The sequence below is a fragment of the Arenivirga flava genome, from assembly GCF_030161575.1.
Lineage (GTDB): Bacteria > Actinomycetota > Actinomycetes > Actinomycetales > Microbacteriaceae > Arenivirga > Arenivirga flava.
Genome location: NZ_BSUL01000002.1, coordinates 16,018 through 30,965, shown reverse-complemented (window position 1 = coordinate 30,965; position 14,948 = coordinate 16,018). Strand labels below are relative to the sequence as shown.

Sequence of the window (14,948 nt, the reverse complement as noted above, 5' to 3'; positions counted from 1 at the left end):
ATGAGCCTAGGCTCGCTCGAACAGCCCCGGGTAGTCCACGACGAGCCCCTCGTCGTCGACCTCGATCTCGCGCTCGAAGCCCCCGTCGAGCGCCTCGTACCGGTAGCGGCGGGCATCGAGGCGGGTGTACCGCTGCCCGTCGGGTTGCACGGCGAGGTCGGGGGAGACGTAGGCGGTGACGATCTCGGCGCTCGCCCCGACGGGCAGCCGCAGCCGCCGGATCGGCAGCGTGTTGGTGAACGGCGACAGGGCCAGGTCGATGTCGACGGCCGCCGCCAGATCGTCGCGGCGCTCGCCGTCGACCCGCCAGGTGCAGTGCGAGCGCTCCAGTCGCAGCTCCCGCTCGCCGTGGCGCAGCAGCAGGCTGCGGAACCACCACAGGGGCGACAGCTCGAGGCTGTAGCGGATGCGCCGACCGCCGGACTCGAGCGTGGACTCGGCCCGGATCCGCTCCGGTTCGCTGCGGAGCGCCAGACGCTCGATGCTCGCGGGATCGGTGCCGCGCCACGCTACGACGGTCATGCCCGAACGCTACGCATCGACGCTGATCAGCGGATGAACGAGGGTGGGGGCCGACGCCGGGGGACATGACATCGACCCCCGGGAGACGAGAGTAGCCAGCGGCGGATGTGCGGACGCTCGGAGCGCCGGACGGTGGAGAACACTGCGCCCTGTGGATAACGCAGGCCCGCCGATCCGCGGCGAACGACCATGACCGCATGCCCACCGCCGTCGCCGTCATCACCGATCGGGTGCGCGAGCGCCTGCGACGCGACGGCGTCGATCTCGCCGTCCGTCCGGAGGCCGCGGGCTCCCTCGTGCGCGAGGAGGTGCGCCGCTACGCGGAGCGCGCGCTCGCCGGCGACGGCCCGCTGCTCGGCGACGAGCCCGGCACCGCGCGGCAGGTGCTCGCCCAGCTGACCGGCCACGGACCGCTGCAGCCGCTGTTCGACGACCCCTCGGTCGAGGAGATCTGGATCAACGGCGTCGACAAGGTCTTCGCCGCGAGGAACGGCGTCTCCGAGTCCACCGGCATCCGGCTCTCGCAGATCGAGATCCGCGACCTCGTCGAGCGGATGCTGCAGACCTCCGGTCGCCGCGTCGACCTCTCGAGCCCGTTCGTGGACGCGTCGCTGCCGGACGGCTCGCGGCTCCACGTCACGATCCCGGACATCACGCGCGAGTGGTCCGTCAACATCCGCCGCTTCCCGCAGCGCATCCGCTCGCTGCAGCGGCTCGTCGAGCTCGGGTCGCTCGACGCGGCGCTCGCCGAGGTGCTGCGCGACGCGGTGCGCGCCGGGCGCAGCATCCTGGTCACCGGCGCGACGCAGGCCGGCAAGACGACGACGCTGGCGGCGCTGCTCGGCGAGAGCGCGCCGAGCGATCGCATCGTCACGGTCGAGGAGACCTTCGAGCTCGCGATCGAGGCCCGCGACGTCGTGGCCATGCAGTGCCGGCAGCCGAGCCTCGAGGGCACCGGCGAGGTGACGTTGCGCCGCCTCGTCAAGGAGGCGCTGCGCATGCGGCCCGACCGCATCGTCGTGGGCGAGGTGCGCGACGCCGAGGCGCTCGACCTGCTGCTCGCGCTCAACGCCGGCCTGCCCGGCATGTGCACGCTGCACGCCAACAGCGCCCGCGATGCCCTCGCCAAGCTCTGCACGCTGCCGCTGCTGGCCGGGCGCAACATCGACGCCGGCTTCATCCTGCCGACCGTGGCCGCCAGCCTCGACCTCGTCGTGCACTGCGAGCTGCTCCCGGACGGGCGGCGCCGCATCCGCGAGGTCGTCGCGCCGATGGGCGTCGAGGGGGCGACGATCGCGGTGCGCACGGTCTACGAAGCGGATGCGGCGCCGTCCCCCGCTGCATCGCCGGCCCGGGCGGTGACCCGGTGACCGGGCCGATCCTGCTGGGGGCGCTGCTCGGCGCCGGTGTGCTGCTGCTCGCGGCGCCGAAGCTCTGGCCGCGCGCGACGCGCGAGCGCCGCCGCGAACCCGGCCCGCTGCGCCTGCTCCGCGACCGCCTCGTGCAGGCGGGCCTCGCCTCCGTCTCCGCCCCGGTCTTCCTGCTGGTCGTGCTGCTCGTCGCCCTCGCCACGACGGTGCTGGGCGCCGCGCTGCTGCCGGTGCCCGCGCTGGGCCTCGTGCTCGGCGCCGTGGCGCTCGTGCTGCCCTTCCTGCTGCTCGGCTCGCGGGCGCGCAGCCGGCGGCGCTCCGGCCGTGAGCACTGGCCCGACGTGGTCGACCTGCTCGTCTCCGCGGTACGCGCGGGCAGCACGCTGCCCGAGGCGATCGCGCGTCTCGGCGACGTGGCGCCGGAGCCCGTACGGCCGGTGTTCATCCGCTTCGCCGACGACTACGAGACGACCGGCGATGTCGGCCGTTGCCTCGACGACGCGAAGGCGCGGCTCGCGGACCCCGTCGCGGACCGCATCCTCGAGACGCTGCGCATGGCGCGCGAGGTCGGCGGCACCGAGCTGACCAGCGTGCTGCGCGGCCTCGCCGCCGCCCTGCGCGCCGAGGCTGCGGTGCGCCGCGAACTGGAGGCTCGGCAGGGCTGGCTCGTCAACGCCGCCCGGCTCGGCGTCGCCGCGCCGTGGATCGTGCTCGTCATGCTCGTCTCCCGACCCGAGGCCGCGGCGGCCTACGACACCCCGACGGGCGCCGCGGTGATCGTCGGCGGCGTCGGCGTCTCGCTGCTGGCGTACCGGGTGATGCGCGGTCTCGGACGGCTGCCGGAGGAGCGGCGGTGGTTCCGATGACGCTGCCGCTCGCGCTCGCGGTGCTCTGCGGCATCGGCCTCGGGCTCGGGACGTGGTCGCTCGCCTCCCTAGCGCCGCCGCTGCGCGGCCCCGCCTGCTGCTGCGGGTCGCGCCGGCGGTGGTCGACGTGTCGCCCGAGGCGCGCCGCCTGCTCGCACGGCGTCCCGCCGACCCGCTGCCCGTGCTCGGGTTCCTGCTCGCGCCCATCGCCGACGCCGGTCGCACCCTGCTCGACCGGGTGCTCGGCGGCGGTGAGACCATCGCTCGGCGGCTCAGCCAATCCGGCAGCTCCCTCGACCTGCGCGCCTACCGGTCGCAGCAGCTGCTCTGCGTCATCGGCGGCGGGGTGGGCGGGGCCGTGCTCGGCATCCTGCTGCTCGCCTCCGCCGGCGCCTCGCCCCTGCTGCCGTTCGGCCTCAGCCCGCTCGGCGCCGTCGTCGCGCTGCTGGTGCGGGAGCAGCTGCTGGCGCGTGCGGCGCGCGCACGCCTCGACCGGCTGGCCGAGGAGCTGCCCACGACGCTCGAGTTCCTCACCCTCAGCCTCTCCGCGGGCGAGGGGGTGCTGGATGCGCTGCGCCGCCTCGCCCGCGTCGGCCGCGGCGAGCTGGCCGCCGAGTTCTCCCGAGCCCTCGCCGAGCACGCCGCCGGTCGCCCGCTGAGCGAGGCCCTGCTCGAGCTGAGCGCCCGACTGCGCCTGCCCGTGCTGGAGCGTTGCATCGACCAGCTCGTCGTCGCCCTCGAGCGCGGCACCCCGCTCATCGAGGTGCTCCGCGCCCATGCCGACGACGCCCGCGAGCTCGGCAAGCGCGAGCTGCTCGAGTCGGCCGGGCGCAAGGAGGTCGCGATGCTCGTGCCGCTCGTCTTCCTCATCCTGCCCATCACGGTCGTGTTCGCGATGTACCCGGGCCTCGCCGTGCTGCAGATGGGCTTCTGAGATGGGGGAGCGGATGCGGGGACGGGCCGGCACGGCGCCCGCGGCCACGAAGGCGGCCGGGAGCCGAGCGACCGCTTCGCGCCGCACGACCGCTTCGCGCCGCACGACCACGGATCGACCGACCACGACGAGAGGAACGACCATGCGAACCCTTCGAACGCGAGCCGCGCTCGCCGCGGCCGCGGTGCACCGCCGCGCCGCCGACGATCGTGGCGACGTGCCCGGCTGGTCTGAAATTGGCTAGCACATATGACAGGCAGGTGTATGGAGGCTCGGGCGCAGGCTAGGCTTCACGGGTGGTTGGGGGCGAACGATAGCGATGTGGAATCCGGCGGATTATTTCGGCGCGGGACAACTCTTCGTCGCGATTTTGGGGTTCGGGATTGCCATATGGCAATTGGTGCGCACAGCGGACGCGACGGTCGAGTCCACCCGCCTCCTCGGTGCGAGGCTGCTCGCTAACGACTTGCTCGTACTGCTTCCGGAGCTTGAGGCTCTAGAAGACGCTGTTCACTCTGCAGTGAAATCCGAGGACGCGGATAAAGTTGGCATCGCGCTGGCAAAGTACGCGCGTCGGGCCCAGAGGGTTCACGGACACCTCACGTCAAGCCCAGTGTATGAAGGCGTTGTTCTCGTCGGCCTGATCAATGAGAGCGTTGAAGCCTGCCGTGACGCGAAGCAGAAGCTTTACGATAAGCCCAAAGTCAACATCATCCCAACCGTTCGCGCCGCAAGGCAAAGCATCGATAAAGTAGTTCTAGAAGCAGCAAGTTTCTCAGCTACTCTTCAGAAGGGGACCGAAAGTGGCAACAACAGAAGAAAACGTTGGTTCGGTTCTCGCCGCTCTGATCAGTGAGACTCGCTCAGGGGAGATGCACTGGGAGGACTCCATCGAGCCAACAGAGTACACCGCTCGAACAGGAAAATTTGGTTACTACATCAAATCTCGTGATGAAGACGGTCTCTCGCCCTTCAGGTTCCAAATCTTCTCGGAAGATACACCTTCGCGACCGATCTTAGAGATTGTCTCGGCAGACTTCCTCGAGAACCTGAATGACTCCTTCCGGGAACTCTACAACCTGGCGAAGGGAGCGGCGTCCGGGCTGTCCTCAAAACTCACAGCAGAAGTGCTCGAGGCCATCGAAAGGCATCGCGCCAACCCGTCATAAGTAAGGCGTATTTACTTCAAAACACGCCTGCCCTCGAGCGTCGCCACAGGTTGGTGGAGCTCGGGGGCTTCTCTATTTGGTACTTGCCAGGTACTCTTCTCAAGCCGGGACCATCCTGGTGGGCCAATCTTCTGTACGGTGGAATCCCAAATTTTGGGACGGCATGTGTAGTTAGCACATGGGCTCTTGCAGTACGCGCGGAGCATTCGTGTCTATCTCGGAATCTAGGGCTAACTGGGCCGCATCCTTCTATGGCCAGCCTGTTCATTATCAAGACAGAACTCGTTATACCCCTAAGCCTGTACTGCAGCTAACCAGGGAGCTTCAGAACTTCCTATTCGAGCAAAGTACACTCCAGGGACTCAAGCGGTGTAGTGACAGGTTTCCCTGCAGATGCGCCCTGTGCCCCTTCTGCGCTAGACGCCTTGCGGCCAAGGCGCGACGGGGCATCCACGGCAGTGATGTAGCTAACGCTCCCGCGTTGCTGCTTACCCTCACTACAGCGAGCTCGGCGAGCCTTGCTGAAGCATGGGATAACCAATCGCGAGTACGTGCAAGATTCCAGCGCAAATCATGGCTGTCGAGTCGAACTCAAGGCTGGACGCGAAATTCAGAAATTACGATGACGGACGCCGGATGGCACGTGCACGACCACTTTGTGGTGATGCCCGATGCAGCCAACCACGCCTTCCTCGAGGCGGCTATCCGGCACTGGCTCGCCGCTGCGGAGCATGAGGGCGTGGGAGCCTCGCAGAGCGGCCAGGACGCCCGGAGCTACAGGGATGCCCGGACAGCGGTGGCTTATGCGTCCAAGGGCTGGTTCAAGCCCGCCAAGGGCGCATCGCAGTCCCCGGGTGACATCCTTGCCGCCTTCATAGCCGGAGAGGCCGATGCGGCTGAGCGATGGCGTGAGTTGGAGGATCTTCTTATACAACGGAGGGTAGTTACCCGGGGTGCAGGTGGATGCCTCAAGAAGAACGCGCTGCTCAGAATTGCGAATGTGGAGTCTAGTGAGACCGTTACGAGTTCGTGACCGGATGGCGCCGATATAGCGACTTTTCCGGAATCCGAAAGCCGATAGTACTAGTAGAGGTAGTAGTAGAGAATAAGTCGTTCTACTCGGAATCGAATGGAGTTCGAAATGGCCAGGCCATGCGCTCTCTGCGGGCTCGCAAACCGCGACAACGTAGACGCCCGACTCGTTGCGGGTGCTCGCGTTGTGGACATCGCGGCTGAAGCCCGAGTCAGTGAGTCTGCCGTCCGCCGCCATGTCCGGAACCACCTCTCGCTGCCGCTCTTCCGCGACGGACTCGATGTAGACGATTTGTCGCCTTCTGACCTCATCGAAAAGCTCAGCGAGAACCTCCGTGACCTTGAGCGGGTTCGGAGTGCCGCATTGCGCACTGGTGCGAGCGGGACGGTTATCCGGGCCGCGTCTACTTCCTCAGACATCATCGCCACCCTCATGAACAGGCTTGGCATCGATGACCTGAGTATTGCGGGAGAGCTGGCGTACGCCGAGCAGCTAGCCCGAGCAGTCGCCACCGCCACGCGGTCCAGTCCGGCCCTCGCCGCCCTACTCGCGCCCGAACTCCGCACGGTCGGACTCGAAGCCGAGGCCGCCTCTCTAGATGCCTACGTCGCCCACCTAGGCGCGCTAACTACCCTACGCAAGGAGCCCTCTCATGACTGATAAGAAGCATCCTCTAGAAGGTGCGGAGATTCACTTCCTCCGCTCCATCACCGTCTATTTGGGTCAGCGCCAAAGCCGGGTGTTCGACCGCGGCGAGACCCTGACCCTCACCGCCGAGATTCTGGAATTCTCTCGGGACCGCCTCGGACAGTCTTGGTTCGAAACCGAGCTGGCGAAGGGCTCCGCGTCGCTAAAGATCGCTCGCGGCGCATGGCCGGAGGGGGTGCCGACTTGGATCGCTGGGGACGCAGCTTGGGCTACAGCGCGCGAGCAGGCGCGGCTGGAGGCATGGGCGCATCCCACGCTTGAAGAGCAGCTTGCTGCGCGAGCCGAAGTCAACAGGGTGTACGGCCCCGCGGTCACCTCCCGCACGCTAGGGCAGGTCGTGCGATGAGTGCCCCCATGGCCCCTATGGCGTTTCGGCAGCGCATCGCCGACGTGTTGCGGTCCTTCGGGGCTCCGGCACACGTCCGTGCCCGTTCAGACCGTCAACTCTCCGAGCTACTCGCCGAAGCTGAGCAGAACGCCGTGCGTCCGGACATCTTGGGACTGAAACGGTGGAGCATCAACGCTCGTGCCGACCTTGCAGTGTCCGGCGTTATCGCTTCCGCCGCGGAGGTTACGCGCGACGGGGCAGACTTCTCCGCCGTTGTAGTGCGTCGCCACGTCGCTGCGGGTGGCCGTGGCGGACTCGTCGCGGTCGTGCCTATTGCTGTCCTTGCCGATTTGATCGCGGAGAGTGAGGGTCAGCAGGGTATCTAATCTTGCGGGCCGCTTCCGTCCCCTACATGCGGCGGCCCGCGAGCGCGGATTTTCTTCGGGTCCGCGGTGGTGGCTGGGTTCTCCTTCCCTCAGCCCCCGGGGCCGGGCCTCTGCTGGGGCCCGGCCCTTTTTCGTTGCACTGATGCCGAGATTTCCGAATCTCGGGCTCGTAACGCGACCGCAGTCGCTGCATGACTTGAGCCACACGATAATGTCAGTTATCGTGTGTTTATGAGCGCGAGCGTCCAGGCCACCGACATCACGAGCAACACAACACGCCACGGGGCTCTCGCCGGAGCTTGGCTCGCATCGCTGACCAGCGACAACACCCGCCGCGCGTACCGCCGTGACCTGACGGCATTTCTCGAGTTCCTGGACGGTCACGGGGTCGACTTGTTCGCAGCTGAGCGCCCTCACGTTGACCTCTACCGGCTCAGCATCGAAGAGCAGTCCGCTGCCACGGTGGCCCGCAAGCTCTCTGCGCTGAGCGCGTTTTACCGCTATGCGCAGGATGAGGGGGCGGCGACGTCCAACCCCGTCGTTCGCGTCAAGCGCCCCAAGATCGATGCAGACCACTCTGAGACGCAGGGCCTCACCCGTGCACAGGCAATGGCGCTGCTCGAAGCTGCGAAAGAAGATTCCGCACGCTCGCACGCGCTCGTGGCGCTGCTCCTCTTCACCGGCGCTCGCGTCTCTGAGGCCCTAGGAGCGCGCGTGAGCGACCTCAAGCACAGTGGGGGCCACAGGGTACTTAGCGTGACCCGGAAGGGCGGTAAGCGGGCTCTGCTCGTGCTTCCGGCACAGGTGCTCGACGCGCTCGGCGGCTACCTGGGAACAGGGACGGCTCATGGCACTGAGGTCACCACCGCGGATGCGGCGAGCGCCGCCGATGCCCTGCTCTTCACTACCCGCACCGGGAAGTCGTGGGCGCCCTCTGAAGCCTTCCGCACGGTACAGCGGCTCGCTAAGGGCGCGGGTATTGAAGGGGCGCTCAGCCCGCACAGCCTCCGCCACACGCACGCCACGCTGGCGCTCGACGCCGGTATGCCTCTTGCCGAACTCCAGGATTCGCTAGGTCACGCCGACCCCCGAACCACGCAGCGGTACAACCGTGCCCGGAACCGGCTGGAGCGGTCGAGCGCTCACACCCTGGCGGCGGTGTTGTCCTGAGGTCGCACGCCTGTCGTACGTATCTTCACGCCGGAACAGCCGTACGCCAGTCGGGCGTGCATTGGGGTGTACATCCCATATACACGTGGTGCTAGAGTCAGACCATTGCTCCCCGCCCTCCCTAACGGGACTGGCGGGGCCTTTTTCTTTGGGGGACGTTTTGAGCACCGGCTGGCTCCTGATCGACTATCAGAATCTCCATTTCAGCGCTGGAGACGTGTTCGAGCCCCACGGGACGCCGCCCGAGGACTACCTTGTGCACCCCGACCGTTTCGCCGCGCAAGTCGAAGTCGAGTGGCAAAACAAGTTCGCTCAGCCTCTTGAGATTCGCCGTGTAGATGTGTTTCGGGGACTCCCTGATCCTCGCAAAGAGGGTGCGCTCAACGGTCATGTGAGCAGACAGAACCGCCTATGGACTAGTGGTCGAGTCAACGTCTACACCCGTGCTCTTCGCTATCCGCGGGACTGGCCGAACTCTCGCGCCGAGGAAAAGGGCATCGACGTGCTGCTTGCGCTGTCCTTCTTCCGCGCGGTGCTCGTCAAGAAATCGGACTATGTCGCGAGACACGGACCTCGTGCCTGCGCTTGAGATGGCCGAGACTGCTGTCCCTGGACGCGCTGCAATCGCGACATGGAGTGGTAGCTCCGTTCTCCGCCCGAAGACGGCGAACCAAATTCCGACCGTGCAACTCGGGCGTGCTGCGTACGAGAAAACTTTGGCCGAGCACGACGGGAGCTAGCTGTACCCTGGGACGCGCTCCGACGATGTGACGCACGGACCTTCGTGACGCGCCGTGATCGTCGACTGGTCCGTGCTGCTCGCCCGCGACCGCGTCAGGCGATGACGGACCGGTCCTCAACGCCGCATCGTTCGCCATCGACGATCGTCGCGCTGACGTTGTCCGCAATCGGCTGCGCATCCGCGCGGTCGAGCGGGTCCTGGCCCGCTACCGGATGCCACGTCGCAAGGCTGCGGTCCGATGGACGACGAGCTGGTCCACATCGATATCGCTCGCGCATGCGTGCTCGACGGTCGGGCCGGCATTACGCGTTCCTGCATCACGCGATCGACAGCTACTCGAGTCTACGAGCAGCACACGGACGATTCTGTTCGAGACCGCGTTCACCGTCAGCGCGGTGATGACCGATAACGGCTCTTGCTACCGCGTCTTCGCGACGGCGCTCGGCGACGTCAAGCTATCGGCCACGGTCGAGCGCTTCAACCGCTCGCGACCGAGTGCCTACGAACGGCTCGCTCAGCGACCTACGTCGACTGGGATCGGGCTCACGCCCGCCGATCACAGCTAGCCCCATCCGAAGTGAACGTTTGGGATCAGCCCGGAACTCAAGAACCTTGCGCACCCGCTCCTCCCGATCTGCGCTGAGTTCGAGCGGAATCATCCGCCCGTCGTCCGGATGCACCCCATACGCCATCCAAAAGATCGTGTGTCCGCGCCCGATCCGCCGCCGCTCGATCTTGCCGAGCATGTCGCCGTTCTCGTTATGCAGCGTCCACGCCTCGCTTCCGGGTACCTTGCGTTCTTCCACAAGCTCGAAGGTAAAGGGCGCCTGAGACATTGAACCTTTCGAGCCCTCAGGCAGTGGATGGCCGCTCGCTCAGCGCCCGAATCCGAGCGACTGTGCGGTCCATTGCGATCTGGACTTCGATGGCGTCTTTCTTCCACTCCGGCCAGTCGGGGTCCTCAAGAAACTTCTGAAACCCCTCCTCGTCATGACCTACCTGCCGATCCCACTGCTCAGGCACGAGGTCTCGGCCAAGGAGTCCAACCAGGGTCAATGCCTCCGCGCCCATGACCTTCCGCTCCTGAGGATCACTTGATCCACCACGGTTTCGGTTCTGGAGAAGGCGGATCATCATTTCCAGGTCCAGCATGAGTTTGGCTTGCTCGATACTGGCACGCCGATCCTCCGCGGCGATGCGACGGGAGTTCACTCGATCTCGCCACGACACGATTAGAGCAACGACTGAAGCGCCTACGGCAACCACGACGGCAGCCGTCTGAATCCATAGAGCTAGGGCCTCTGGGTAATCCACGGGTTTCCTCCTCGTTGTGCACGATGCTGGTTCCATTCAGACACACTCAATGGCGGATGCCGTTTTGCCTTGACCGATGCGTACCCCCTCGACACGGGTCTACAGAATTGGATCGTCCGACTGCTTCCAATCCGGTGGCCAGCGCTTGCGGATGAACCCTGCTGACCACTCCTCGCCCTCTCCGGGCCACGAGGTTGGAGGTGCGTCGCCTTGGAAGACGAACTTGCTCCTATGCTCCGAACCCCCGATGCCTAGCACCCCACCGCCAGGTGTGATTCGCCAGGCGCGCCATACCTTGAACGCGTCAGCGGTCTCGATGTGCACACCGTGATTGGCGGGCAGCCCGTGAGCCGCGGCATCGATTAGAACATCGGGCACATCGTCCCAATATTGTGAGCCGCGTCTTTCGTACTGTCCGTTTTGCAGGACCCACAACCACTCAAGCTGTTCTTTCGTTTCGCGAAACTCACGACGATCAAGGTGCCTGCCGTCGGCGTCTCGCTCGTTCCGCCCGACGTTGCGTTCCAGTGCCGCGAGGCGATCCGCTTCGGCTTGAGCGGTCTTCCGAATGTCCGCCCGAACTTCTCTCATCCCGAGGAGCGACCCCCGCAAAGTACCGTCACGGGCGAACTCATCATGACGAGGGCGATATCTCTGCAAGATGCTCAGCCTGCCCTGAGAACCCAGGGCGAGACCAGTCACGTTGCGACGTGTGAGCTTCGTCCCTCGGATGCTGATGCGGGTGGTCACCTCTTGGAGGACTACGGAATATCCGAACCAGTAAAAGAAAGGAAACAGCGACAGCGGTAGCCAGAATCCGTAGAACAGGGACTGCATCACATCTGCCCAGTCCGGTGGCTGCGTAACGAAGCTCACCGACGTCCAAATGAATAGAGATGCCCCGATGAGGGCGAGTCCTTTGGTTGCCCAGTTGCTACCGCTGTCCTTGCCTTGCCGGGCCACTGCCACCGACGCAGCGACCAGGACAAGCACGATGACTTGAAGGAGAAGCTCGCCTAGGAGCGGAAGGGGGCTGTGTCTAGATAGAACGTGAGTAGGACGGACAACCCGAACGTCTCTTTCATGAGACGAGAGGCGAGGTGTCCTCCTGAGTCAGCTTTAAACGAGCGGTATGCAAGGGGAAACACCACAGTTGTGGTGAGGATGATGGAGTCCTTGAGCAGGTTCAAATCCCACAGCCCGATGCTCCTCGCAAGGCCGGTGGAGATGACTGCTGCACCTGCGACGACCATGAAGACCTTCAGCATGGTGATGTTGAAGACAGCGCGGAGCAGTTCGCTGAGGGATGGGCGAATCTGCCGCCGCACGTTGGGGATCGCGACAAAGATCAAGCCTGTAGCAACGATCACGATCAGAGAGGCAAGCTCTCGTGTAGTAAGCACATCCAGCATGTTGACTCCCTCGGTCAACAGCGTACGGTTCTCCACCGTCACCCATCTGCCCTCCCTACAGCACGAGACGGTTGCCGCGTGAGGTACCTGACGGTCGGAGCCGCACGCCATCGGCGAACGGCGGGCAGTGTGAGATGACGCCTTCGCTTAGCAGAGTGCCGCTGGGCTGAGAGGGAAGGAAGATCGCTAGGGTACGAGCGGCATTCGATGATCCTGGGGGGACTAATGCACGTCGTGTTCGTTGACGATTCGAAGCAAAAGGGCCGCAGGGAGGCGATGGGGAATCTCATCACCCTCGGCGCAGTCGCGTTCGCTGAGGACAAAGTGCGTCCCTTCGCGGAAGCGTTCAACGCCCGCCTCGATGAGTTCGATGTGCCGCGTGAAGTCGAACTGAAGTGGTCTCCTGACTCGAAGACCGACTGGTTCCGCAAGAACAAAAAGACCAGCATTATCGCTCCGCTCCGCGAGGCCATCCTTGCGGACGCTCTCGCACACGGTTGCAGGGTGGTTGCAGCTGTCTGGGATGACGAGCTCGCCGGACTAGGGATGAGAAATCAGACGGCGGAGCAATGGGTGATTCGGTTCCTCTTCGAACGCGTCGAGATGATGCTTCAAAATGAGGGGCACCGTGGGATTCTGGTTTTTGACAAGCCAGGCGGCGATCACCGTGCAGAGGATGCTTGGTTAGGTGAGACAGCGGACTTGACCTCGATAGGCACCGAATTCGTGAAGTCGGAAGCCATCGTGATACCCGTCTTGACTGCACCGTCTCACCGGCATCCACATCTCCAACTGGCCGATCTTGTGACGGGCGTAGTGACCGCAGCCCTCGCAGGATCGAAGTATGGAATGGCCCTCGCGAACATGGTCACTCCCATGTTTCACCGGAATTACTACGGAGGCATTGGAGGCGCGGGCCTCAAGCTCTACCCGGACTCGCTACTCAACCTGCTGCACTGGGTGTTCGAGGAAGAACGTTTCGTGCGTAACGGCATGGGCTTCGCCTTACCTGCGCCAGCGCTCGGGCGCTTCGGCGAGAACGACGGCCTTGCACCATCCTGACCTGCACGACACTGGTGCCACATCTCTTGATAACGGCCTCGAGCCCGGCTGGGCGTCAATCATTTCGCGTAGCCATGACCGGTGTCGGGGCTGTGAGCGCCACGCCGCCGAGATACACCGGGGTGCAGCAGGCTGATCCGAAAGTCACGAGATGGCTGCCCAGCCCTCGGGCTCGGGTTCGAATGAAACCGGATTGTCGAAGCCCATATAGTCCCCGCCAGGCAACTGCCCCAAACTCAGCCGACTGATCCCACGTCCACCAACCTTCACGGATGGGCGGTAGCGGGCGCGGATCATGGCCCGCTGACGGTCGATGGGCAGGCTGCCCCAAGCCTCACGGAGGCGAGCCTCCCAGGCCTCGCGCTCCTCGGTGTCTTTGAACGGAGCATCGTCCGAACGCCGCCACTCATCCAGGAACCCGGAGAGCGCACCACCATCGGCAGCGCGGGAGAGGAGGCGATCTCGCTCCGCTTCGAGCTCTTCTCGTTCGCTGTCGAGGGCTGCCAGATTCGATTTGCCCTGAGCGTGGATCGACTTGAGGGCAGGGTCGAGCAACTGTGCCCCTACGTGCTTCACGTTCTCTTGGTTCTCAATGAGTCGTTGAGCCAGGTCGCTCAGTTTGGCGCTTACGTCGTCGCCAGGAGCCTTGATCCTGTCGTGAAAGAGGTCCGCCAGGAGCGTAGCCGTGAAGAAATCATCGACGGCACCTTGGGCTATCGATGCATGGCGCTGGCTCTTGTCGTAGAGGGCCTTTGAGCATTTGTAGTTCTTGAAGACGTAGCGCTTGCCCGCGGGGACGTTGCCGCGCTCCTTATTGCGCTGGGAATAGCTCGTGGTGCCGTGCATGACGGCTCCGCACTCACAGCGGAGGACGCCGCCGAGCAGGGTCACGGCACGCTCAGACACCGGTGTCCCGGCCTTCACGCGGCTTTTCAGGGCCTCATGCTGTTCCGGCTCGATGATGCGCTCGATCTTGCTCTCTGCGAGCTGCTGACCCTTGTACACGAGCAGGCCAGCATTCCGAGGGCGAAGGAGCAGCTGACGGACCGTCGTCGCGGTCCAGACCGTTGACACCGGGCGCTTCTCACCATCCCTGCTGACTCGCTCCCGGTAGTCCCGGCCCGCCTCGACATCTGCCTCTGAAGGTCGCATCGCGTCCGTCTTGACGCCAGCAGCGGTCCAGTCCTTTGCGATTCTCAGCATGGAGCGCGTCCCGCTGAGGTAGTCGGCGACGGCGGTCCGAATGTATGCCGCCTCCTCCTCACGGACCGTGATCCGGTCGGGCTCGAATCCGAACGGACGGGTGCCCCACAAGGGCATCCCCGCGGCTCGCTCCCGCTCGTAGCGTCGTCGCTGACGTGCATCGCGGATGCGGCCCTCACGACGCCCTGACGTGAAGATCGCTACGGCTGTCTCCTCTCCATTCGGTGTGGAAACGTCCAGCGGGGTCCGGTCGCCCTCGAAGTGCCAGAGAACACCAGCGTCGGCGGAGGTCGAAATGAACTTCAAGCCGTCTTGATACGTCCTCGCCAGTCGCTCGCCTTCAACAGCAAGGAGCACATCGAACTCCTTGGCCTCCATAGCCTTCAGGAGAGCTTGTGCGCCGGGGCGCTTCTCCAACGTGGTGTCGTCGATGCTCTTGCCTGACGCCGCGATGCCGTCGTCCTGGAACACCGGCCCCACGGTGTAGCCGCACTCGCCAGCGAACAGCTTCAGGATCGCAATCTGATCTGCGACCTTTGGCGTTCGCTTGTCCTTATTGCTGATCCGGGCGTATATCGCAGCGCGCAGCTTCATATGTTGAACTCTAGTACTGGCTGGGTGCTGATCACGCTCATGACCGCCGGGCTGGTCCTCATCATCTGGGCGCTCGCCGAGCCTGCGCTCAGCGGGGTCTTCGACGCGGCCATCGCCCGCGTCATGGGGTACTGA

The 14,948-nt window shown here is 64.9% G+C and carries 18 protein-coding genes; 12 read left to right on the top strand and 6 right to left on the bottom strand.

Translation table 11 applies throughout. The features are described from left to right. Positions 1 to 6 precede the first annotated feature (6 nt). A complete protein-coding gene (locus QQK26_RS15905) occupies positions 7 to 522 on the bottom strand; it encodes a putative glycolipid-binding domain-containing protein (RefSeq protein ID WP_284228838.1) in 516 nt (171 codons plus the stop codon). Between the two features lie 197 nt (positions 523 to 719). On the opposite strand from QQK26_RS15905, the gene QQK26_RS15900 reads away from it, so the two are divergent. The 10 genes from QQK26_RS15900 to QQK26_RS15855 all read left to right on the top strand — a co-directional run bounded on the left by QQK26_RS15900 (position 720) and on the right by QQK26_RS15855 (position 9,075). Continuing rightward, positions 720 to 1,892 carry a TadA family conjugal transfer-associated ATPase gene (locus QQK26_RS15900; protein WP_284228840.1) on the top strand — a complete coding sequence of 391 codons (1,173 nt, stop codon included), beginning with the start codon at positions 720 to 722 and terminating at the stop codon, positions 1,890 to 1,892. Further along, the gene (locus QQK26_RS15895) at positions 1,889 to 2,758 is read left to right on the top strand and encodes a type II secretion system F family protein (RefSeq protein ID WP_284228842.1); all 870 of its coding nucleotides are present in this window, start codon (positions 1,889 to 1,891) and stop codon (positions 2,756 to 2,758) included. Before QQK26_RS15900 ends, QQK26_RS15895 begins: the two co-directional genes overlap by 4 nt. Before the next feature lie 52 nt (positions 2,759 to 2,810). Next, complete coding sequence (locus QQK26_RS15890; RefSeq protein ID WP_284228844.1) at positions 2,811 to 3,692, top strand: type II secretion system F family protein; 882 nt, start codon at positions 2,811 to 2,813, stop codon at positions 3,690 to 3,692. A 319-nt stretch (positions 3,693 to 4,011) separates the two neighbouring features. Further along, entirely contained in the window at positions 4,012 to 4,548 is a 537-nt protein-coding gene (locus QQK26_RS15885) for a hypothetical protein (RefSeq protein WP_284228846.1), read from the top strand. Then, the gene (locus QQK26_RS15880) at positions 4,496 to 4,861 is read left to right on the top strand and encodes a hypothetical protein (RefSeq protein WP_284235440.1); all 366 of its coding nucleotides are present in this window, start codon (positions 4,496 to 4,498) and stop codon (positions 4,859 to 4,861) included. Before QQK26_RS15885 ends, QQK26_RS15880 begins: the two co-directional genes overlap by 53 nt. Before the next feature lie 622 nt (positions 4,862 to 5,483). Next, positions 5,484 to 5,894 carry a hypothetical protein gene (locus QQK26_RS15875; protein ID WP_284228850.1) on the top strand — a complete coding sequence of 137 codons (411 nt, stop codon included), beginning with the start codon at positions 5,484 to 5,486 and terminating at the stop codon, positions 5,892 to 5,894. A gap of 96 nt (positions 5,895 to 5,990) precedes the next feature. Further along, a complete protein-coding gene (locus tag QQK26_RS15870) occupies positions 5,991 to 6,554 on the top strand; it encodes a hypothetical protein (RefSeq protein ID WP_284228852.1) in 564 nt (187 codons plus the stop codon). Then, positions 6,547 to 6,948 (top strand): hypothetical protein, encoded by a 402-nt coding sequence (locus QQK26_RS15865; protein WP_284228855.1) that lies wholly within the window; start codon positions 6,547 to 6,549, stop codon positions 6,946 to 6,948. Before QQK26_RS15870 ends, QQK26_RS15865 begins: the two co-directional genes overlap by 8 nt. Before the next feature lie 599 nt (positions 6,949 to 7,547). Next, positions 7,548 to 8,486 (top strand): tyrosine-type recombinase/integrase, encoded by a 939-nt coding sequence (locus QQK26_RS15860; RefSeq protein WP_284228857.1) that lies wholly within the window; start codon positions 7,548 to 7,550, stop codon positions 8,484 to 8,486. Between the two features lie 160 nt (positions 8,487 to 8,646). Next, positions 8,647 to 9,075, top strand: coding sequence for a hypothetical protein (locus tag QQK26_RS15855; protein WP_284235436.1), 429 nt, complete (start codon positions 8,647 to 8,649; stop codon positions 9,073 to 9,075). A gap of 608 nt (positions 9,076 to 9,683) precedes the next feature. Here QQK26_RS15855 and QQK26_RS15845 read toward each other — a convergent pair. The 4 genes from QQK26_RS15845 to QQK26_RS15830 form a co-directional block, all read right to left on the bottom strand. Then, positions 9,684 to 10,064, bottom strand: coding sequence for a hypothetical protein (locus QQK26_RS15845; RefSeq protein WP_284235446.1), 381 nt, complete (start codon positions 10,062 to 10,064; stop codon positions 9,684 to 9,686). Positions 10,065 to 10,080: 16 nt separating this feature from the next. Further along, positions 10,081 to 10,542 carry a hypothetical protein gene (locus QQK26_RS15840; RefSeq protein WP_284228864.1) on the bottom strand — a complete coding sequence of 154 codons (462 nt, stop codon included), beginning with the start codon at positions 10,540 to 10,542 and terminating at the stop codon, positions 10,081 to 10,083. 99 nt (positions 10,543 to 10,641) lie between these two features. Next, complete coding sequence (locus QQK26_RS15835; RefSeq protein ID WP_284228866.1) at positions 10,642 to 11,535, bottom strand: hypothetical protein; 894 nt, start codon at positions 11,533 to 11,535, stop codon at positions 10,642 to 10,644. Positions 11,536 to 11,558: 23 nt separating this feature from the next. Then, on the bottom strand, positions 11,559 to 11,996 hold the full coding sequence (locus tag QQK26_RS15830) for a hypothetical protein (RefSeq protein WP_284228867.1): 438 nt from the start codon (positions 11,994 to 11,996) through the stop codon (positions 11,559 to 11,561). Between the two features lie 183 nt (positions 11,997 to 12,179). On the opposite strand from QQK26_RS15830, the gene QQK26_RS15825 reads away from it, so the two are divergent. Next, entirely contained in the window at positions 12,180 to 13,016 is an 837-nt protein-coding gene (locus tag QQK26_RS15825; RefSeq protein WP_284228869.1) for a DUF3800 domain-containing protein, read from the top strand. Between the two features lie 144 nt (positions 13,017 to 13,160). On the opposite strand, the gene QQK26_RS15820 is transcribed toward QQK26_RS15825, so the two are convergent. Next, the gene (locus QQK26_RS15820; RefSeq protein ID WP_284228871.1) at positions 13,161 to 14,813 is read right to left on the bottom strand and encodes a recombinase family protein; all 1,653 of its coding nucleotides are present in this window, start codon (positions 14,811 to 14,813) and stop codon (positions 13,161 to 13,163) included. On the opposite strand from QQK26_RS15820, the gene QQK26_RS15815 reads away from it, so the two are divergent. Beyond that, entirely contained in the window at positions 14,814 to 14,948 is a 135-nt protein-coding gene (locus QQK26_RS15815) for a hypothetical protein (RefSeq protein ID WP_284235385.1), read from the top strand.